Source organism: Chitinophaga arvensicola, from assembly GCF_900110835.1.
Classification (GTDB): Bacteria; Bacteroidota; Bacteroidia; order Chitinophagales; family Chitinophagaceae; genus Chitinophaga; species Chitinophaga arvensicola.
This window is the reverse complement of sequence record NZ_FOJG01000002.1, coordinates 3,246,664-3,266,257: the sequence shown is the minus strand read 5'-3', so window position 1 is coordinate 3,266,257 and position 19,594 is coordinate 3,246,664. Positions and strand designations below refer to the sequence as shown.

Here is a 19,594-nt window from a genome sequence, read left to right as displayed (position 1 = left end):
AAAACTTCCAGGGTAATTGTTGGTTGCTTTTGGGAACGGTGCTTTTGTCTTGTAACGAAAAGAAAAATACTATGAATGATCAGGTGGATATAAAACCGCCGGTGGCGGAAAAGATAGCTAAAGAACTCAGTATACACGGCGACACAAGGATCGATAATTACTACTGGATGAACAACCGGGAAGATCCGAAAGTATTGTCCTGGCTGAACGCAGAAAATGCTTACCTCGACACTATCCTGTCTCCCGAAAAAAAACTCCGCGAGAAACTCTTTGATGAGATGAAATCACGGATCAAGGAAACAGACATGAGCGTTCCCTATCTCAAAAATGGATACTACTATTATACCCGTTTTGAAGAAGGAAAGGAATATCCTGTTTATTGCCGCAGGAAGGGTAGCCTGGAAGCCACAGAACAGGTGATCCTCAACGTGAACGAACTGGCGGCAGGCCATGCCTATTGCCAGGTAGCCGGTCTGAGTGTAAGCCCCGATGCCAAACTGCTGGCCTTCGGCATAGATACGGTGAGCCGTCGGCGTTATGTGATCCGTATCAAAAACCTGGAAACAAACGAACTGCTGAGCGATGAAATTCATGAAACTACCGCCGGCAGCACCTGGGCCAACGACAATAAAACCTTGTTCTATTCCCGGAAGGATACGGTAACGCTTCGTGCCGATCGCATCATGCGGCATTCCCTCGGTGTAACAGCCGATAAAGAAGTGTACCATGAAGCGGATGAAACATTCGATGTGGATGTATCAAAAACAAAATCCGGTAAGTATATCGTAATCAACAGCGAAAGCACATTGTCGTCCGAAAGCAGGATACTGGATGCAGATAAGCCCAATGAGGCATTCCGCGTTTTTCAGCCCCGTGAAAAGGATATGCTATACAGTGTTGATCACCGGGAAGATAAATTTTATATCACCACCAACTGGGATGCGCTTAATTTCCGGTTGATGGAATCCGCCCTGGATAAAACTTCGCGGCAAAACTGGAAAGAACTGATTCCTAATCGCCCGGAAGTATTGCTGGAAGGCGTGGAGCTGTTCAAAGACTTTACCGTTCTGGAAGAAAGAAAGGGCGGCCTCACACAGATCCGTATCATCAACGATAAGACGCACACGGAAAAATACCTGCCGTTTTCAGAAGCGGCTTATACTGCTTCCGTGGGCAGCAATCCGGAAATGGATAGCAAGGAATTGCGGTATAATTATACATCGATGATCACACCTAATTCTGTGTACGATTACAACATGGAAACAGGGGTGAGTGAATTGAAACGTCAGCAGGAAGTATTGGGTGGCTTTGATCCGAAGGACTATACCACGGAGAGATTGTTTGCTACTGCAACAGATGGTACAAAAATTCCGGTGTCCATCGTGTATAAGAAAACGTTTGAGAAGAATGGTAAAGCGCCCCTGTTACTGTATGGATATGGTTCCTACGGCAATAGTATGGATGCTACGTTCAGTTCTGCGCGGATCAGTTTACTGGATCGTGGTTTTGCATTTGCGATTGCGCATATCCGTGGTGGCCAGGAAATGGGGCGTCAGTGGTATGAAGATGGTAAGATGTTTAAGAAGAAAAACACCTTTACCGATTTCATTGCGTGTGCCAATTTCCTGATACAACAGCATTATACAGATACGGCGCATCTTTACGCTATGGGCGGCAGTGCCGGTGGTTTGCTGATGGGTGCCGTGGCGAATATGGCGCCCGACCTGTTTAACGGAATCGTAGCACAGGTGCCTTTTGTAGATGTGGTGACCACCATGCTGGATGAAAGTATTCCACTCACTACCGGTGAATTTGATGAGTGGGGCAATCCCAAAAACAAAGACTCCTATGATTACATGAAATCCTATTCTCCATACGATAATGTAACGGCGAAAGCGTATCCGAATATGCTGGTCACTACCGGCTTGCATGATTCCCAGGTACAATACTGGGAGCCTGCCAAATGGGTGGCCAAGTTGCGGGAGTTGAAAACAGATCATCACCTGCTGCTGTTGCATACGGATATGGAAACCGGCCATGGAGGTGCCTCCGGAAGGTTCAGCGCCTTGAAGGAAATTGCACTGGAATATGCGTTTCTGCTAAAGCTGGAAGGGAAGTAGTTTTAGTATTCATAAAAAGAAGAAAGGCCGGAGATATCTCCGGCCTTTCTTCTTTTTATTTTGTGAACATCTTTTTAGAACTGACTGCCTTTCCGTAAAAGATGGCGGCCATTTTATCAAAGATGCCCGGATCATCTGTTGTATAAAAACTGCGTTGCTGTTCCTTTGTGAGCCTGCTTTCCATCTCAGGATGGCGTTTCAGGTAATCCTTCAGGCTGTGCGCCACAATTTTTCCCTGTGAAATCACGGTGATGCCGCCGGGTAAATATTGTTTGATCTTTTTCAGCAGCAGTGGATAGTGGGTACAACCAAGTACGAGGGTATCGATGTTGGACGATTCAGACAATATCTGATCCAGGTATTCTTTTACGAAGTAGTCCGCGCCATCGCTTTCGTGTTCGTTATTTTCAATCAGGGGCACCCACATGGGGCAGGCCAGCTGATGTACTTTTACTTCCGGAAAAAATTTATGAATTTCCAGCGGATACGATTCAGATGAAATGGTGCCGTTGGTGGCCAGTATGCCGATTTCGCCGGTTTCGGTGAGGGTGCCAACGATTTCAGAGGTAGGCCGGATCACACCCAGCACGCGGTTATCCGGTGCAATGCGGGGCAGGTCTTTCTGCTGGATGGTGCGCAAAGCTTTGGCAGAGGCGGTATTGCAGGCGAGTATCACCAGCGGGCAGCCCATGTCGAATAATTTTTGCACACATTCCAGTGTAAACTCATGGATAGTATCAAAGCCGCGGTTACCATACGGTGCGCGGGCGTTATCGCCCAGGTAAACGTAATCGTACGAAGGGAGTTCTGCTACTATTTCCTTGAGTACGGTTAATCCGCCGTAGCCGGAGTCGAACACGCCAATGGGACCCATGATTATTCTGTATCGTTTTTCATCAGGCCGGAACCTGTTAAATCATAAATCTTCTGAATTTCATGTAATACGCCTTCAAAATCTATCTGCAGATCTTTCAGCATACCATTTTTCAGGTCATAAACCCAGCCATGTACGGTAGGATATCCTTTTCCTACATAAGATTTCTGTACGGCGGCGGTTTTGATCACATTGATACACTGCTCCTGTGTGTTGAGTTCCACCAGGCGGTTATAGCGATCATGCTCATTCTCTATAGCGTTGAGTTCATCCATGTGCAGGCGGTATACGTCCCGGATATTCCGCAGCCATGGGTTGAGGATACCGAGGTCTTTGGCCTGCATGGCGGCTTTCACGCCTCCGCAGTTATAGTGGCCGCAAACGATGATATGTTTTACTTCCAGGTGTACCACAGCGTAATTGATCACGCCCATTACATTGAGATCAGTGTTGGGTACAAGATTGGCGATGTTGCGGTGCACAAATACTTCTCCGGCTTCAAGTCCCATGATTTCATTGGTGGGTACACGGCTGTCGCTACAACCGATGTACAGGTAATCAGGTTTCTGTGTGTCGGCCATCTTTTCGAAAAACTCTGCATCAGTGGCCTTTTTGGTAGCTACCCAACGTTTGTTGTTTTCAAATATCTGGTTGTAAGCTGTCATGCGATATCCGTTTTTTGTGCGCTAAAGATACGCATAGAACAGATACATACAGACAACCCTTTCATGATGAAGGTGTTGCCGGAATGTTAAGTCTTGGATAATCCTGTTTTTTCCGTTTGGGGGCGTAAATTCGTATTGGGCGGATCATACTACCTGGCAACTTTTCCGGTGGATGATCCCTGCGCCGGTACCGGCGTCGTCCTTGTTAAACCGCAGTGAAAATGAATTCACAGTAGATATATAAAATCATATTATAAAGATATTTATTCATATCGTTTTCGGCCTATGTGAATGCCGGCATATTCTTGGAAACCCCGCATAAAATCAGTACCTTTGCAGCTTCAAAATTTACATAGCCAGCATGATCAGTGTTAAAAACGTAACGCTCTCTTTTGGTAAGAGAGTATTGTTTGACGAAGTAAACCTCAATTTCACAAAAGGGAACTGTTATGGTGTGATTGGGGCCAATGGAGCAGGAAAGTCTACTTTTCTGAAGATATTGTCCGGTGAAATAGAACCGAATAAAGGTACTGTGGAAATCACTCCAGGCGAGCGCATGAGTGTGCTCACGCAGAACCACTTTGGATTTGATGAGGTTACAGTACTGAATGCCGTACTGATGGGTAATAAGAAACTTTGGGAAATAGCGAACGAAAGGGACACTATTTATGCCAAGGAAGACTTTACCGAAGAAGACGGTATGCGTGCGGGTGAACTGGAAGCAGAGTATGGAGAGATGGGTGGTTACACGGCAGAAAGTGATGCCGGCGTACTGCTGAGCGATCTGGGTGTTAGAGAAGAAATGCATGGTACCCTGATGAAAGATATCGCCGGTAGCTTGAAAGTGCGGGTGCTGTTGGCACAGGCACTGTTTGGTAATCCGGATATCCTGCTGCTGGATGAGCCCACGAATGACCTTGACGTAGAAACCATCGGCTGGTTGGAAAACTTCCTGGCCGACTACCAGAATATCGTGATCGTTGTATCGCATGACCGTCACTTCCTGGATGCCGTATGTACGCATGTGGCAGATGTGGACCGCGCCAAGATCCAGATCTTCAGCGGTAACTATACCTTCTGGTATGAATCATCCCAGTTGATGGCCCGCCAGATCTCCGATAAGAACAAGAAAATGGAAGATAAGCGTAAAGACCTGCTGGACTTTATCGCCCGATTCAGTGCCAACGCTTCCAAAAGTAAACAGGCTACTTCCCGTAAGAAAGCACTGGAGAAACTGGTGGTGGAAGATATCCAGCCTTCTAACCGTAAGTATCCGGGTATCATCTTCAAGCAACAGCGTGAAGTGGGTAACCAGATCCTGAACGTAGAGAAACTGGAGAAGCTGGTAGACGGCCGCAAGCTGTTTACAGATGTTACCTTCTCTGTCAGCAAAGGAGATAAGATCGCTTTCCTGTCTAAAGATCACCTGGCACTTACTACTTTCTTTGAAGTAATTAACGGTAATGTGCAGGCAGACGGCGGTAAGTTCGAATGGGGTACTACCGTTACCAGCGCTTATCTGCCAAATGATAACCACGACTTCTTTACCAATAAAGACCTGAACCTGATGGATTGGTTACGTCAGTACGTTCCACCACATGTAACGGATGTGGATGAGCCGTTCCTGCGTGGTTTCCTCGGTAAGATGTTATTTGGCGGAGATGAAATCATGAAGAAAACTTCTGTACTGAGTGGAGGAGAAAAAGTACGTTGTATGACCAGCCGCATGATGCTGCAGGATCCGAACGTGCTGGTGCTCGATGAGCCTACCAACCACCTGGATCTGGAGTCTATCCAGTCATTCAATGAAAGTATGATCAACTATAAGGGCGTGGTGTTGTTCACTACCCATGACCATACCTTCATGCAGTCAGTAGCTAACCGTATTATAGAACTGACGCCAAAAGGAATCATCGATCGCCTGATGACGTTCGACGAATACCTGGCAGATGACCGTGTAAAAGCATTACGTGAAGAAATGTATGGCAGTGCCGTATTAGCATAAAAGCTACCTGGCTATAAATAATTGAAGGGAATGATCAGCTGATCATTCCCTTCTTTTTTAATGGTGTTTTTATAGCTTAGAGATACTCTTCTATTACCTTTAACTTGTTCTTGTCGAGCGGTTTGGTGATGTAGGCCATCAGCTCAGGAGTATGCTGTACTTTTTGCATATCCCGTACGTCTACAGACGAAGAGCACATAATGATGGGAATCGTGTTTTTCAAAGAGGTTTTCAGGCCCCTGTATGCTTCAATAAAATCCCATCCATTCATACGTTGCATATTCATATCAAGAATGATAAGAGAGGGTAAGGTAGGCTGCGGGGTGCTGGAAAGCTGTTCCAGGGCCTCTTCTGCACAAAGAAAAGAGGTAACCACCAGGTGATCGCTTTGCTGCCCCAACATTTTTTTGATAATGAAATGAAATATTTCATCATCGTCTACAACGTACACTATTTTATTCATGTCTTCCATGCTTCGGTTTTAATTGGGCTTCTTATCTTATCCTTTAATAATGGGAGGTGCGCAAAGACGATGTTCAAGAAGGAACTGCGTGGTCCGGCTCCGTTTTTGTGCGCATGCGGTCATCTGTTTCAGTGAACGGGAAGCTGCTGAAATCATATGTCCTTCATGGTAAACACGGGCTAATTTGGGCATCTATAGCATGCCTGTCACATTCTTCTTCTCAAGCATTGGTCTGGGAACACAGTGGCCTCCGGCTATCTTTAATCGTGCAGCAAAGAACGTTAATTTAATTTTATTTTTATATATATCTTTTTGTCAATAACTAATCATTAACAAATCAGGGGAGTGAAAAAAACATTAGCAAAACGAGCACAGGCAGCGATTTTCACCTCCCTGTAAAGGAAAATGGCCAGGGAGAAGAATGGATCTTCGCCCTGGCCATTTTAATAAGTTGAGTGCTGTTTGTTTAGAACAGTCCGCCTTTTCTCAGCGTTACTTTACCTTGTCCGATTTTGAAACCGTTATGGTAGATTTCTACCGCATAGTCGCCTGGCTTGAAATCAGAATTCTGTTTCCAGTCCATGCTTACGGTTTGTTTCTGACCGGTAGTATAAGCTACTGTTTTCTTGGCAGTATATAATTTTTCTGTACCATCTTCCAGGGTAAAGCGACCGGAACCCAGTGCTTCCACAGCCAGTGGCGCACCATCCGGAGCGGAAATGGCTACAAAGATTTCTTTGTCACCGGTAGGAGCGATGCGGTTATCATCCAGGTCGAAAGTGACACGCATCATATCAGCGCGTTTTGCTTTGCTGGTTTCTACTTCCTTACCATTGTTTTTAACACGGATCGGTTGCAGTTTGATATTAGAAGCATGTAATACGGAACCGAGGTCTACTTTTTTATTCAGGCTGTCTTTCACCGTAGAAACAGAGTCGCGTTCTTTACGGGCATAATCTCTTTCACCGGCAAGTACAATCTTCTCACCTTCCAGGCGTTCGATTGTTTCGTTATAGCCTTCGATATTGGATTTCAGCTGCTCAATCAAACGACGTGCTTCCGCCAGTTGTGCCTGCGTAGCATTTTTGTTGGTCAGGATACTGGAGATCCTGGCTTTCATATCCTGTATTTCTTTATCTTTTGTTTTTACCAGGCTGTCCATCCGCGTGTTTTGGGAAACCAGGTCATCGAGGCGGGCATTGGCGGCATTGTATTCCTGCTGTAAAGCATCGCGTGACGTAGAGATTGAATCTATCTGGACTTTTTGCTGTTGGGTAATCTCAGTGGATTTGTTCTTGTCGTATAACATATATATCCAGGTACCAGCTAATGCTGCAATTAAAATACCGTAAATTAGACCATTGCGGCTACGTGGTTTTTCTGGTCCGGGCGACCCCGGCGCAGGCGTGTTAAAAGTGTTCTCCGTCATAGTTGTGAGTTTTATGTTTAATTGTTATATGGTTAAAAATTGTTATTCAAAAGTACTTATAATATTCCTATTTTATAATAGCTATAAAACTGTTTTTTAATTGTGCTTCCAAATATTGCTTTAGATCAATTACTGTTGTTGGACATTGAGACAACCCCCGCTGCTCCTGCCATAGAGCAGTTATCGGAAGAGATGCAACAGCTCTGGCGGGAGAAAATTGCAAAAACTGCGCCAGTTTCCGGAAACGATGATTCGGCATACGCTGACAGGGCTGGCATCTACGCTGAATTCGGTAAAATTGTATGTATTTCAGTGGGCTTCTTCAGCCTGGAAAATAACCGGTATCAGTTACGGCTGAAATCGTTTTATAATGACGATGAAGCAGTTGTGCTTTCGGGATTTTTAGAATTAATTAATAAGTTTTATGCGAAGCATCCCCGCTTTCAGTTTGCCGGGCATAACATCAAAGAATTTGATATTCCTTTTATTTGCAGGAGGTCTGTTATCCATCTGTTATCTTTGCCACAGCCTTTACAGCTGCATGGATTCAAGCCCTGGGAAGTTCCCATGCTCGATACCCTGCAACTGTGGCGTTTCGGAGATTTTAAACATTATATCTCCCTGAAACTGCTCACCGCCGTAATGGGCATAGAAACGCCTAAAGACGATATCGACGGCAGTATGGTGGGAAAGGTGTACTGGGAGCAGAAAGACCTGGAGCGCATTGCCACTTACTGCCAGAAGGATGTACTCGCCGTAGCCCAGCTGCTGCTGAAGTTCAAACGTTTACCGGCATTGAAACAGGAAGATATAGTTATCGTAAAACAATAGTAGTAATGGAGTACCAGGATATCATCAGGGATTGGAAACAACAGAAATTCAAATCATTATACTGGCTGGAAGGGGAGGAAGACTTTTTTATTGACCAGGTAACCAGTTATGCTGAGCATGAACTGTTGCCCGAATCAGAAAGAGGTTTCAATCTCACGGTATTATACGGGAAAGATACCGACTGGAGCACTGTCATCAACGCATGCCGCCGCTACCCGATGTTTGCGGAGCGCCAGGTGGTGCTGCTGAAAGAAGCTCAGGCCATGCGTGACCTGCTGAAGCTGGAAACGTACATAGATAACCCGCTCACTTCCACCATCTTTGTGGTGGCGCACAAACAGGGCAAAATTGATGGCAGGAGTAAAATGGCGAAGCTCATTAAAGAAAAAGGCGTTCTCCTGTCTACCAAGAAATTATATGATAATCAATTACCTGCATGGGTAGAAAGCTATGTGAGCAGTCGCAGTCTGGCCATTTCCCAGAAAGCAGCTATCCTCCTGGTAGACCATATCGGCAATGACCTGTCCCGTATTGCCAATGAAATTGATAAACTGCTGGTAAACCTGCCTGCCCAGAAAAAGATCGATGAAGGAGATATTGAAAAGTATGTAGGCATCAGCAAGGAGTACAATGTATTTGAACTCCAGAATGCACTGGGACAAAAGAATTCCGCCAAGGTATATCGCATCATCACCTACTTTGCGGCCAATCCCAAGGCTGCGCCCATACAAATGACCCTCCCGGCCCTTTATAACTTCTTCGCAAAGGTAAACCTGATCTTCAGCGTGAAAGGAGGAGAGAAGGAAGTGGCCGCTGCACTCGGGGTACATCCGTTCTTTGTAAAGGATTATATGAATGCTGCACGTCAGTACGGACCAGACGGAACGGAGAAAGCTATCCTGTTGCTGCATCACTATAATCTGCGGAGTATAGGCATTAACGATAGCGGCGTAGAAGACGGTGAACTGATGAAGGAGCTGATGTACAAGGTGATGAATTAATTGATATACTTGCATGGTCTTTTTCCCAATAGCTAATTAAAGTAAACACCTATGTTCCGCCCAAAGTCCCGCATGCTTCGTGTTTTACTCGCATTGATCTGTATCATTGCAGGCGGGCTGTCGCTGTATATTACACTCTTTGCACTTTTAATGACTGTCAATTCTTTTGGGAACGCTTCTGCTCCCGGTATTCCGGAGAAGATAGGCAGGGGGATCGGTGTATTAATGGCGGTGTTGTTGATGATTGCGGTAGTCGTATTTTTCTTCCGGGCAGCATACCGGTTACTGAAAACAACTAAAAAAAAGGATGACGAAGCAGCTATCAGGGGGAAGATGGTATTCAGGGTATTATGGGGTATCGGCTGTTTTCTGATCAGCGCCATTTGCGCCGCAGTAGTGTTGCTGAATATCCTGACCTTTAGACATGGAAGATTTGGCATCAGTTTCAAAATGCCGGCAAACCAGGCAATGATACTGGTTTTCTTTACTATGGCCGCTGCTTTTTTCCTCTGGCGCGGTATCCGTTGGATGAGGTATCCTAAAAAAGATAAAGGCGCTATTGAACTGTTGGGAGAGGAGTTTTAAACCTTCGCCAATATCCCCTTCGCCTGCGCCGAATCCTTATCCATCTGCACAATCAGTGCGTCAATATTATCAAACTTCAGATTGGAACGGATATATTCTACAAAATGCACCGTGAGTTCCTGTCCGTAAATATCTTCATTGAAATCAAAGATGTGTACTTCCAGTCGCAGGTCGGTGCCATTGAATGTAGGGCGGAAGCCGATGCTCATCACAGCGGGGATCCATTCTGCGCGACCGTTTAATTGCGCCCGTACGGCATAGATACCTTCTGCAGGAATCAGCTTTCGTTCGTCTGCCAGGTGCAGATTGGCGGTAGGGTAGCCCAGCTGACGGCCCATTTTATCGCCATGTACCACAGTGCCGGTTAAGAAATAGGTGTAACCCAGTAATTCGTTGGCCAGCCGTACGCCGCCTTCCTGGAGACTTTTACGGATCTTGGTAGAACTTACCGTGAGATCATGTACTACCTGCTGCGGAATTTCGATGAGGGTAAAGCCATATTGCTGCTGCTCTGCTTCCAGTAATTCCAGGCCGCCTTCGCGGTTATGACCAAAACGGTGATCGTAGCCGATAATGATGGTATGTGGTTTGAAACGGGCCACCAGGAAATCTTCCAGGTAGCTGCGGGCAGGCATTTCAGAAAACGCTTTGGTAAATGGAACCACCACGAGATGATCGATACCGGCACGTTCCAGCAATGCAATCTTTTCAGGGAGGGTAGTCAGCAGCCGGATGTTATTGGGAGAAGGAAGTAATACTTCCCTTGGATGCGGGTCAAAGGTGATGATCACGGTTTCGCCCCCGCAGGCATTGGCAGCCTGTTCCAACTGCTCAATAATGAAGCGGTGTCCTGCATGTACTCCGTCGAAAGTGCCTATCGTGATAATAGCATTACGGAATTCCGGTAAGTGGTCTAAGTCCCTGTGAACCTGCATATAAATCAATAACTATCAAAATCGCCGTGCAAATCTAACACATTCGGCGGGCATTCTGCACGGAATCTGTTACTTTTGCAGCCTGGAGAACATCTTTATTCAGTTTATTTTTTATTTACATATTTATTTATTTCCCGGTGGATAATAATATTTACGCCAAACGTGGTGTTTCAGCAGGCAAGGAAGATGTGCATAATGCCATTAAGAATATTGACAAGGGGCTTTTCCCGAAAGCATTCTGCAAAATTGTACCCGATATCTTAGGCGGAGATGACGCTTATTGCAATATCATGCACGCAGATGGTGCCGGTACCAAATCTTCCCTGGCTTACATTTACTGGAAAGAAACCGGCGATCTGGGCGTTTGGAGAGGCATTGCCCAGGATGCCATCATCATGAACATGGACGACCTGCTTTGTGTAGGCGCTACAGATAATATTTTGCTTTCTTCCACCATTGGCCGTAATAAACAATTATTGCCCGGGGAAGTGATTGCAGCCATCATTAACGGTACAGAAGAAATTCTCGCAGAACTGCGCAGTCACGGTATCAGCATCTATTCTACCGGTGGTGAAACAGCGGATGTGGGCGACCTGGTTCGCACCATCATCGTGGATTCTACCGTTACCTGCCGTATGAAAAAGGAAGATGTGATCTCCAATGATCGCATCCAGGCAGGCGATGTGGTGGTAGGACTGGCTTCTTACGGACAGGCCACCTACGAATCTGAGTACAATGGCGGTATGGGCAGCAATGGCCTTACCAGCGCGCGTCACGATGTATTCAGCAAAGACATTGCAGAGAAATTCCCTGAGAGCTTTGACCCCAACATTCCTTGCGAACTCGTATTCAGCGGTAAAAAATCGCTGACAGATAAAATAGATATTCCTGGCTTTGGTGCGGTAGATGCAGGTAAACTGGTGTTATCTCCCACCCGTACCTATGCCCCGGTGATCAAAAAAGTGCTGGAGCAGTTCCGTCCGCAGATCCATGGTATGGTGCATTGCAGCGGCGGTGCGCAAACCAAGGTGCTGCATTTTATTGAGAAGCTGCATGTGATCAAAGACAACCTGTTCCCGGTGCCACCGCTGTTCAGCCTTATCCAGGAGCAGTCTGGCACTCCCTGGAAAGAAATGTACCAGGTATTCAATATGGGGCACAGAATGGAACTGTATGTTCCGGAAGCCATAGCAGCTGATATCATCAGTATTTCAAAGAGCTTTAATATCGATGCACAGATTATTGGCCGCGTAGAAGCAGCAGAAGAGAAGAAAGTGACGGTGATAGCGCCGGCAGGTACTTTTGTGTATTAATCATAATAATATTGAAAGGGAAGCAGTCTCGTTTTACGGGGCTGCTTTTTTATTTAGGGTAATCCTGTGTAGGGCAGGGTAATCATTACTTGCACTATATCACCCAGGTTAACTGGTCGCAACCTATAGATAACAGCTATTTTATAGTTATGGGTTACCTGGCGCTGAACTATATTTTAGATAGGGCTTAACTGGGGCTAAGCGCTACCTGGCGATGGCAATAAAAATGATATGGGGTTACTCCCGTGTCTGAAAATAGGTCTGTATCTGTTTACAGGGATCGCTTTTTTATTGGCTGTTTCTCCGGTGGAGGTATGGTAAAACGGATGGGTAAGTTTAAAAACGTACTCACCACCATACCTCCCTGCTTCCCCGGTTTCCACTTTGGCATCATACATATTACCCGTAACGCCTCTGCCTCCATGCCATAGCCTTTGAAACTGCCAACAGGATGCGCTTCTCCGATTAATCCTGTTTTGTCTACAATGAATTGTATAAAGACAGTACCGCTCACCTTTGCTTTTAACGCAGCAGCAGGATAGACGATATTTTTTTCGAGGTATGTTTTAAGTGCTGTTTCGCCTCCGGGAAAGGTAGGCATCTCTTCAACAGGACAAACAATCAGTTCCTCCGGAGTTATCGCTGTTACTGGCTTTACCGCCGTATCTGACAATGGGATACCAAGTGCAAGAAGCAAAAAATAAAACATAAAGCAGCATTTCTTATTCAGATGCCCCGCTCCGAAAAATCCATAAAAAAGGGTTCCGGTTTTACCGGAACCCTGTGGTGATTGATGGTATATCGTTGTGTTAATTCAAGGCAAATTTGATCGGCATGTTAAACTGCACACTTACCGGCCGGTTATTCTGCACACCAGGTTGCCATTTGGGCATTTTTTTGATTACCTGGATGGCTTCTTCTTCCAGTCCGTTGCCTTTCTTAGGTCCTACCGTTTTGGCATCCGTAATGGAGCCATCTGATTTTACTACAAATTGTACGAATACGGTGCCATCGGTTTTTGCTTTTTGCGCGGCTTCCGGGTAATGTATGTTGCGTGACAGGTACTTCATCAGCGCTTCTTCTCCGCCGGGGAATTTCGGCGGCTGTTCTACGAAGGTGAATATTTCATTGTTGTCCGGAGCGGCAAAGGTTACCGTTTTGCCGGCGGCTGGCTTACCATCAAGCTCGAAGCGGATGGGAAGGTTGAACTGTACGGATACTTTGCGTTTATTCTGCATGCCGGGCACCCATTGCGGCATTGCTTTTACAACGCGCACTGCTTCTTCATTCAAACCGAAGCCGAGATTTTTTCCGACGGTGTGCACATCCTGAACATCCCCGTCCTGGTCTACGATAAACTGTACGTATACGGTGCCGGTGATGTTTTTCTCTACCGCAGCTTTGGGATAGCGGATACTTTTGCTCAGGTATTTCATCAGGGCTTCTTCGCCTCCCTGGAACTGAGGGGGCTGGTCAACAAAGGTGAAGACTTCCCCTTTTGCTTTATTCTTTACAGGAGTAGTGTCCATTACAGCAGTGGTGGCCGATTCAATGGAGGACGGAGCTATGGCGGTAAGCGCCCGCATGGCGGATGGGCGCTTATCTGCCACAAAAGCAAGGGAGCAAAAAATGAATGCGGCCAGCGGCAGCACCAGTATGCGTCGCAGGTAACTGAACCTGGGGGTATGGAATTGTGTGAGCATAAGGATTCTTCTTTTTATAGGCGGATGAAAAAAATCATTGGTAATGCTGAATTGTTTGCTTTGAAAGGCCATCTGAAGGATCGTCTGGGCGTAGCCCGCTATTTCTTCTCCGGCGGCTTTTTTATCGGCCATGAATTCATGTACCAGTGCCAGTTCTCTTTTGATAAGATGAAAGAAGGGGTTGATCCAGCAGCAGGCCGTTACCAGCTCCATGAACAGCTTATCGGCACTGTGTTTTTCCTGGAGATGTACCAGTTCGTGTTTGAAGATCTGTTGTCCTTCGGGGCTATTCAGGGAGGTATGATGGTCCCAGAAAATGTAGCGGAAGAAGGAGAAAGGGGCTTTGATAGCTTCATTTTTCACAAACCGGTAAGGTGGAATTTCCTGCACCTGGCTGCGGCGGATCAGCTGCCGGATTTTAAACAGGCTGATACCGATCCGGGTGATAAACAACCCGATGATGGAGATGTACAGCGCATTCAGGATGACGCCGGAACTAAGGCCCGGATTAGCTGTGATCACGGTTTCCCGGATATTGATCATGCGGGCGGTGTAGGAAAGTACGCGGGAGGATTCATGGTCCTGGCCAGGCAGCGGTATATGCAGCAGGGGCGTAAGCAACGATACCATCGTAATCAGCAGCAGGTAGTAACGGTTCCACTGATGAAAGCGGTTGTTGCGCAGGGCGATGTAATAATAACTATACAGCACCGCAGAACAGAGGATCACTTTACAGAGATAGGTGAGCAGTACTGTCATGGGTTATGGTTTTTGTGATGCTTTGATTTTCTGTACCAGTTTTTCGAGATCGGAGATACTCAGTTCTTTTTCTTTTACAAAGAACGATACCATATTACTGAAGGAACCGTCGAAATAGCCTTTTACAATATTGTTTACCGTTTTATGGCTATAGGCGTCTTTGGTAACGAGGGCAAAGTACTGGTGTGATTTGCCGTAGGCTTTAAAATCGACGAAGCCTTTTTCGATGAGTATTTTTACGAGGGTTGATACGGTGTTGTAATGGGGTTTGGGCTCCGGCATTACTTCAATGATATCTTTAACAAAGGCGGGACCTGTTTCCCACAGGGCCTGCATGATTTGTTCTTCCGCTTTGGTGAGTTGTTTCATTTTCTGGTCTGTTTGTAAACGGAAGTTATAACTAGTTTCTTAGTTTGATAACTATTTTTTTAGTTTATGAAGATAATATTTGACATATTATCACAACGAGTTATTTTTTAATTAGTTATTTTTGTCCGCACACACCGTAAAAAACAGAAAGGACATGACGCCTGAACAACCTATCATACAATTAACAAACGCCAGTATATACCAGGGGCACTCATTGATATTAGCTGATGTGAATATCACGGTGAACAAGGGTGAATTTGTGTATCTCATTGGTAAAACCGGTACGGGGAAATCCAGTTTGTTGAAGACCCTGTATGGGGATTTACCTTTAAATGATGGGACGGGTCAGGTAGTTGGATTTGACCTGAAGAAGATGGATTGGAAAAAAGTGCCGTATCTTCGCCGGAATCTGGGTGTGGTGTTCCAGGATTTTCAGTTATTAACCGACCGCAACGTGCATGATAATCTGAAGTTTGCACTCCGGGCAACCGGATGGCAGGATCCAAAGGAAATGGAGAACAAGATCAGTGATGTACTGGAAAAGGTGGGATTGGGTACCAAAGGTTTTAAGATGCCATATGAGTTATCGGGAGGAGAGCAGCAGCGTGTGGATATTGCACGGGCTATGCTGAATTCACCGAAACTGATCCTGGCGGATGAGCCTACCGGTAACCTGGATCCGGAAACCTCTGATGGTATTATGCAGTTGTTATTCCGTATCTGCCGGGAAGGAACTGCCATTGTGATGGCCACACATGATTATATTGTATTACAGAAATTCCCGTCGAGAGTACTCCGTACCGAAAACGGGCATGTAACGGATAATGCAGCTGTGAATTTCTCTTCCTAGGAGTTGTTGAGAGAGAAAAGGTTACGGATGCACATTATCCCTCATTTATTATTAATTTCCGGTTAATTGGTATTTCCTATTTTTTAGACTACCTTTGCACCGGAAAAATAGCGACAAAAAACATTATTATTACTTATTATTTTTAAAGATGTCTTACTTAACTGTTGAAAAGAAAGCCAATATTTTTAAGGAATTTGGTGGAAGCGAAAAAAATACAGGCTCTGTGGAAGCACAAATCGCACTGCTGACTGAGCGTATCAACAGCATTTCCGGTCACCTGAAACAAAACAAAAAAGATTTTTCTACCCACCGTGGTTTGATGAAGATGGTTGGCCAGAGAAAGCGTTTGCTTTCCTATTTATCTAAAACCAACCTCACAGGCTACCGTGCCCTCATCGAGAAGTTAGGTATCAGGAAATAACCATGACTTAATTATAGCGCTATTCCCAACTTATATGGTTGGGAATAGTTTTTTTGTATGTATACGTTTTGTTATCCGGATGATTTGAAATGGATAACGTTATCTAATTAATCCTCACTTTATTATGAATCTGACACCTATTTCAGTGAAATTCGATATAGGAGACGGTCGTATGGTGACCATCGAAACCGGCAAGTTGGCCCGTCAGGCTGACGGTGCCGTTACGGTGCGTTTAGGGAACTCTATTTTGCTGGCCACTGTGGTAGCAAACAAAGAACCCAAACCAGGCCAGTCTTTCTTCCCCCTTACAGTTGATTACCAGGAAAAGTTTGCATCTGCAGGCCGTATCCCAGGTTCCTTTTTCAAACGTGAAGGCCGGTTGTCTGATTCCGAGGTACTTATTTCCCGTCTGATTGACCGCGCTCTGCGTCCCCTGTTCCCCGATAACTACTTATGTGAAGTTCAGGTATTAGTATCCCTGATTTCATCTGATCCCGAAGTAATGCCTGATGCACTGGCCTGTCTGGCTGCATCTGCTGCGCTGGCTGTTTCTGACGTTCCCATCCAGGAAATCATTTCTGAGTGTCGTGTAGCCCGCATTGATGGCAAACTGGTGATCAACCCTAACCGCACTGAACTGGCTAAAGCTGACATGGACTTCATCATCGGTGCTACCGATAAGAACATCATGATGGTGGAAGGTGAAAGTAAAGAGTGCCAGGAAGAAGACCTGATCCTCGCTATTGAAGCAGCACACGCTGCGATCAAGGTGCAGGTAAAAGCACAGGAAGAGCTGCGTGATCTGAAAGGTGTGAAAGGAAAACGTGAGTATGCTCAACCTCACCAGAACGAAGAACTGAAAGCAAAAATTGAAACTTTTGCAAAAGATAAAATTTACCAGGTAGCTAAGTCAGCTTCTGCCAAGCACGATCGCAGCGATGCGTTTGCAGCTATCGGCGTGGAACTGAAAGAACACCTGGGCGAATTACCGGAAGAAGACCAGCCACTGGTAAAAGAATACCTGCATGACCTGGAAAAAGAAGTGATCCGTAACATGATCCTGGATGAATCCGTTCGTCTGGATGGCCGTGCACTGGATCAGGTTCGTCCCCTGGCCATGGAAACAGATATCCTGCCTTCCCCTCACGGTTCTGCCCTGTTTACCCGTGGTGAAACACAGTCCCTGACTACTGTTACCCTCGGTACTCCGGAAGATGAACTGCTGATCGAGAGCGCTGCAGTATCCAACTACTCCAAATTCATCCTGCATTATAATTTCCCTCCCTTCTCTACAGGTGAAGTGAAAATGATGCGCGGTCCCGGCCGTCGTGAAGTTGGACACGGTAACCTCGCGATGCGCTCCCTGAAGCAGATGATGCCAGGCAGCGACTACGCTTACACTGTAAGGGTGGTTTCCGATATCCTCGAATCAAATGGTTCTTCCTCCATGGCTACCGTATGTGCCGGTTCACTGGCACTGATGGACGCAGGTGTACCTTTGCCTAAACACGTTTCCGGTGTGGCAATGGGTCTGATCTCCCGCGCTTCCGATGGTAAATGGGCGGTATTAACCGACATCCTCGGTGATGAAGATCACCTGGGTGATATGGACTTCAAAGTAACCGGTACCCGCGATGGTATTGTGGGTATCCAGATGGATATCAAAGTAGATGGTTTAAGCATGGATGTAATGCGCTCTGCACTGGCTCAGGCCAAGAAAGGCCGCCTGCACATCGTGGAAGCCATGTACGAAGCATTCCCTGCTGCACGTCCTGAACCAAAACCACATGCACCACGCATGGAGAAAATCATCATCGACCGCGAATTTATCGGCGCTGTGATCGGACCCGGTGGTAAAATTATACAGGAGATCCAACGCGAAACCGGTACTACCATCAACATCGAAGAAGTTGGTGAAACCGGTGAAGTGAGCATCTTCTCTGCCCAGAAAGAAAGCCTGGATAAGGCCGTTGCATGGGTAAAAGGCATCATTGCTATTCCTGAAGTAGGAGAAGTATATGAATCTGTAGTAAAATCCATCATGCCTTATGGTGCTTTTGTTGAGTTCATGCCTGGTAAACAAGGTTTGCTCCACATCTCCGAAGTTTCCTGGAAACGCCTGGAAACAATGGAAGGTGTGCTGACAGAAGGCGAAAAAGTAAAAGTAAAACTCACTGGTACCGATCCTAAAACCGGTAAGTTTAAGCTGAGCCGCAAAGTGCTCATGCCTAAACCGGAAGGTTATGTGGAAAGACCAGAGCGCGAAGAGCGTGGTGACCGTGGCGACTTCCGTGATCGCGGAGATCGTGGCGACAGACGTGGTCCCCGTGACGACAGACGTGGCGGCGATGACAGACGTGGTGGTGGCGACAGACGTGATTTCAACCGCGACGGTAACCGTGGTGGCGGAAATTACAACGCCGGTCCTGATAAACCTCAGGAGCCAACCTTTGACGCTGAATAAGCGCTGTTATAGCTAGCAGATAACTGGAATTAAATACAAAAAGAAAGCAGTCACTCAGGTGGCTGCTTTCTTATTTTAGGGAAGTGGTGATATTATCTTCTTGTCAGTTGCTCTACCCGGAAAGTACTCTCCCGGAAGATCTCCCGGCCGCTATTGAGACGGAAAACGCGGTAGTTATTGCCATCTACCGGCTCTGCAATCATCTTATAGGCAGGTTGTACCGCTTTGGTACTGCGGTCGATCACCCTTACTTCTCCACCCGCCAGCAGGTCAGGCATAATTTCTTCCACATAGGGCAGCATAATGCCGCCATCTTCTGCCCATAACATATTCATTTTACCGGTGCTGTAGCTGAAATCCTTGTTGGTGGTATCTTCCAGGTAGCAATAGGCCTTCCGGAAATGGTTACCCATATCGATGGCATTCAGCCGGGTAAACTGCACGCTGTTAAAAACCTTATTGCTATACTTCGCGTTGCGGAGCGTAGAATCCATGCCCGCCATATATGCTGTCAGATGCTTCCGGTCGAAGATCAGGGTTACATTTTCAGTCTGGTAAATGATGGAATCAAGGATCGGTTCAGGCGGTCTTACTTTAATCACCTGGGCTATTCCCGACATGGACAACGCCACGCCGGCCAGCAGGAGGAACAGTGCTTTCATAGTTTGTGATATGATTTATAAATCAAATATAATGTTTTTTAATATTGGGCGTGCTTTTTGGCTACCGGTGGGTCGGAGAAAGACCTGAATTTGCCTGGGTAAGCAAATTTTTATCATTTGTTAACCATCCTGGGCGCACGAAAGC

At 46.1% G+C, this 19,594-nt stretch carries 18 protein-coding genes; 9 read left to right on the top strand and 9 right to left on the bottom strand.

Annotated elements, in window-relative coordinates; genetic code table 11:
- Window positions 1-71: 71 nt before the first annotated feature.
- Window positions 72-2,120 (top strand): S9 family peptidase, encoded by a 2,049-nt coding sequence (locus tag BMW79_RS30190; protein ID WP_245752736.1) that lies wholly within the window; start codon window positions 72-74, stop codon window positions 2,118-2,120.
- A gap of 55 nt (window positions 2,121-2,175) precedes the next feature.
- Here BMW79_RS30190 and murI read toward each other — a convergent pair whose 3' ends face one another.
- Window positions 2,176-2,994 carry a glutamate racemase gene (gene murI, locus BMW79_RS30185; protein ID WP_089902296.1) on the bottom strand — a complete coding sequence of 273 codons (819 nt, stop codon included), beginning with the start codon at window positions 2,992-2,994 and terminating at the stop codon, window positions 2,176-2,178.
- A gap of 2 nt (window positions 2,995-2,996) precedes the next feature.
- A complete protein-coding gene (locus BMW79_RS30180) occupies window positions 2,997-3,659 on the bottom strand; it encodes a carbonic anhydrase (protein ID WP_089902287.1) in 663 nt (220 codons plus the stop codon).
- A 361-nt stretch (window positions 3,660-4,020) separates the two neighbouring features.
- Here BMW79_RS30180 and BMW79_RS30175 point away from each other — a divergent pair, with 361 nt between their 5' ends.
- A complete protein-coding gene (locus BMW79_RS30175) occupies window positions 4,021-5,664 on the top strand; it encodes an ABC-F family ATP-binding cassette domain-containing protein (RefSeq protein WP_089902283.1) in 1,644 nt (547 codons plus the stop codon).
- A gap of 76 nt (window positions 5,665-5,740) precedes the next feature.
- Here BMW79_RS30175 and BMW79_RS30170 read toward each other — a convergent pair whose 3' ends face one another.
- Window positions 5,741-6,136, bottom strand: coding sequence for a response regulator (locus BMW79_RS30170; protein ID WP_089902280.1), 396 nt, complete (start codon window positions 6,134-6,136; stop codon window positions 5,741-5,743).
- Between the two features lie 457 nt (window positions 6,137-6,593).
- A complete protein-coding gene (locus BMW79_RS30165; RefSeq protein ID WP_089902277.1) occupies window positions 6,594-7,556 on the bottom strand; it encodes a hypothetical protein in 963 nt (320 codons plus the stop codon).
- Between the two features lie 138 nt (window positions 7,557-7,694).
- Between BMW79_RS30165 and BMW79_RS30160 the strand changes: the two genes are divergently transcribed.
- Genes BMW79_RS30160 through BMW79_RS30150 form a run of 3 tightly spaced genes read left to right on the top strand, consistent with a single transcriptional unit; the run spans window position 7,695 to window position 9,973 of the window.
- On the top strand, window positions 7,695-8,387 hold the full coding sequence (locus BMW79_RS30160) for a ribonuclease H-like domain-containing protein (protein WP_245752734.1): 693 nt from the start codon (window positions 7,695-7,697) through the stop codon (window positions 8,385-8,387).
- Between the two features lie 5 nt (window positions 8,388-8,392).
- A complete protein-coding gene (gene holA, locus BMW79_RS30155) occupies window positions 8,393-9,388 on the top strand; it encodes a DNA polymerase III subunit delta (protein ID WP_089902273.1) in 996 nt (331 codons plus the stop codon).
- 51 nt (window positions 9,389-9,439) lie between these two features.
- Window positions 9,440-9,973, top strand: a complete 534-nt coding sequence (locus tag BMW79_RS30150) for a hypothetical protein (RefSeq protein WP_143059302.1) — start codon at window positions 9,440-9,442, stop codon at window positions 9,971-9,973.
- Here BMW79_RS30150 and BMW79_RS30145 read toward each other — a convergent pair.
- Window positions 9,970-10,908, bottom strand: coding sequence for a bifunctional riboflavin kinase/FAD synthetase (locus BMW79_RS30145; RefSeq protein ID WP_089902266.1), 939 nt, complete (start codon window positions 10,906-10,908; stop codon window positions 9,970-9,972). The two genes, BMW79_RS30150 and BMW79_RS30145, sit on opposite strands and share 4 nt — an antisense overlap.
- 137 nt (window positions 10,909-11,045) lie before the next feature.
- On the opposite strand from BMW79_RS30145, the gene BMW79_RS30140 reads away from it, so the two are divergent.
- A complete protein-coding gene (locus BMW79_RS30140; protein ID WP_089902263.1) occupies window positions 11,046-12,221 on the top strand; it encodes an AIR synthase related protein in 1,176 nt (391 codons plus the stop codon).
- 271 nt (window positions 12,222-12,492) lie between these two features.
- On the opposite strand, the gene BMW79_RS30135 is transcribed toward BMW79_RS30140, so the two are convergent.
- The 3 genes from BMW79_RS30135 to BMW79_RS30125 form a co-directional block, all read right to left on the bottom strand.
- Window positions 12,493-12,930 (bottom strand): energy transducer TonB, encoded by a 438-nt coding sequence (locus BMW79_RS30135; RefSeq protein ID WP_089902260.1) that lies wholly within the window; start codon window positions 12,928-12,930, stop codon window positions 12,493-12,495.
- Window positions 12,931-13,030: 100 nt separating this feature from the next.
- The gene (locus tag BMW79_RS30130) at window positions 13,031-14,683 is read right to left on the bottom strand and encodes a M56 family metallopeptidase (RefSeq protein WP_089902257.1); all 1,653 of its coding nucleotides are present in this window, start codon (window positions 14,681-14,683) and stop codon (window positions 13,031-13,033) included.
- A 3-nt stretch (window positions 14,684-14,686) separates the two neighbouring features.
- A complete protein-coding gene (locus BMW79_RS30125) occupies window positions 14,687-15,052 on the bottom strand; it encodes a BlaI/MecI/CopY family transcriptional regulator (RefSeq protein ID WP_089902253.1) in 366 nt (121 codons plus the stop codon).
- 154 nt (window positions 15,053-15,206) lie between these two features.
- On the opposite strand from BMW79_RS30125, the gene BMW79_RS30120 reads away from it, so the two are divergent.
- The 3 genes from BMW79_RS30120 to BMW79_RS30110 all read left to right on the top strand — a co-directional run bounded on the left by BMW79_RS30120 (window position 15,207) and on the right by BMW79_RS30110 (window position 18,787).
- Entirely contained in the window at window positions 15,207-15,902 is a 696-nt protein-coding gene (locus BMW79_RS30120; RefSeq protein WP_089902250.1) for a cell division ATP-binding protein FtsE, read from the top strand.
- Between the two features lie 148 nt (window positions 15,903-16,050).
- Window positions 16,051-16,323, top strand: coding sequence for a 30S ribosomal protein S15 (rpsO, locus tag BMW79_RS30115; RefSeq protein WP_079470431.1), 273 nt, complete (start codon window positions 16,051-16,053; stop codon window positions 16,321-16,323).
- A gap of 124 nt (window positions 16,324-16,447) precedes the next feature.
- Window positions 16,448-18,787 (top strand): polyribonucleotide nucleotidyltransferase, encoded by a 2,340-nt coding sequence (locus BMW79_RS30110; RefSeq protein ID WP_089902247.1) that lies wholly within the window; start codon window positions 16,448-16,450, stop codon window positions 18,785-18,787.
- 92 nt (window positions 18,788-18,879) lie between these two features.
- Here the strand turns inward: BMW79_RS30110 and BMW79_RS30105 are convergent, their stop codons facing one another.
- Complete coding sequence (locus BMW79_RS30105; protein WP_089902244.1) at window positions 18,880-19,449, bottom strand: hypothetical protein; 570 nt, start codon at window positions 19,447-19,449, stop codon at window positions 18,880-18,882.
- Window positions 19,450-19,594: the final 145 nt, after the last annotated feature.

Excerpts from the sequence above, each read along its gene's own strand:
- BMW79_RS30180 (WP_089902287.1), bottom strand. The coding sequence starts at position 3,659 with ATGACAGCTTACAACCAGATATTTGAAAACAACAAACGTTGGGTAGCT.
- BMW79_RS30165 (WP_089902277.1), bottom strand. The coding sequence starts at position 7,556 with ATGACGGAGAACACTTTTAACACGCCTGCGCCGGGGTCGCCCGGACCA.
- holA (WP_089902273.1), top strand. The coding sequence starts at position 8,393 with ATGGAGTACCAGGATATCATCAGGGATTGGAAACAACAGAAATTCAAA.
- BMW79_RS30125 (WP_089902253.1), bottom strand. The coding sequence starts at position 15,052 with ATGAAACAACTCACCAAAGCGGAAGAACAAATCATGCAGGCCCTGTGG.
- BMW79_RS30190 (WP_245752736.1), top strand. The coding sequence starts at position 72 with ATGAATGATCAGGTGGATATAAAACCGCCGGTGGCGGAAAAGATAGCT.
- murI (WP_089902296.1), bottom strand. The coding sequence starts at position 2,994 with ATGGGTCCCATTGGCGTGTTCGACTCCGGCTACGGCGGATTAACCGTA.
- BMW79_RS30130 (WP_089902257.1), bottom strand. The coding sequence starts at position 14,683 with ATGACAGTACTGCTCACCTATCTCTGTAAAGTGATCCTCTGTTCTGCG.
- BMW79_RS30110 (WP_089902247.1), top strand. The coding sequence starts at position 16,448 with ATGAATCTGACACCTATTTCAGTGAAATTCGATATAGGAGACGGTCGT.
- BMW79_RS30150 (WP_143059302.1), top strand. The coding sequence starts at position 9,440 with ATGTTCCGCCCAAAGTCCCGCATGCTTCGTGTTTTACTCGCATTGATC.
- BMW79_RS30105 (WP_089902244.1), bottom strand. The coding sequence starts at position 19,449 with ATGAAAGCACTGTTCCTCCTGCTGGCCGGCGTGGCGTTGTCCATGTCG.
- BMW79_RS30120 (WP_089902250.1), top strand. The coding sequence starts at position 15,207 with ATGACGCCTGAACAACCTATCATACAATTAACAAACGCCAGTATATAC.
- BMW79_RS30145 (WP_089902266.1), bottom strand. The coding sequence starts at position 10,908 with ATGCAGGTTCACAGGGACTTAGACCACTTACCGGAATTCCGTAATGCT.
- BMW79_RS30135 (WP_089902260.1), bottom strand. The coding sequence starts at position 12,930 with ATGTTTTATTTTTTGCTTCTTGCACTTGGTATCCCATTGTCAGATACG.
- BMW79_RS30175 (WP_089902283.1), top strand. The coding sequence starts at position 4,021 with ATGATCAGTGTTAAAAACGTAACGCTCTCTTTTGGTAAGAGAGTATTG.
- BMW79_RS30170 (WP_089902280.1), bottom strand. The coding sequence starts at position 6,136 with ATGGAAGACATGAATAAAATAGTGTACGTTGTAGACGATGATGAAATA.
- rpsO (WP_079470431.1), top strand. The coding sequence starts at position 16,051 with ATGTCTTACTTAACTGTTGAAAAGAAAGCCAATATTTTTAAGGAATTT.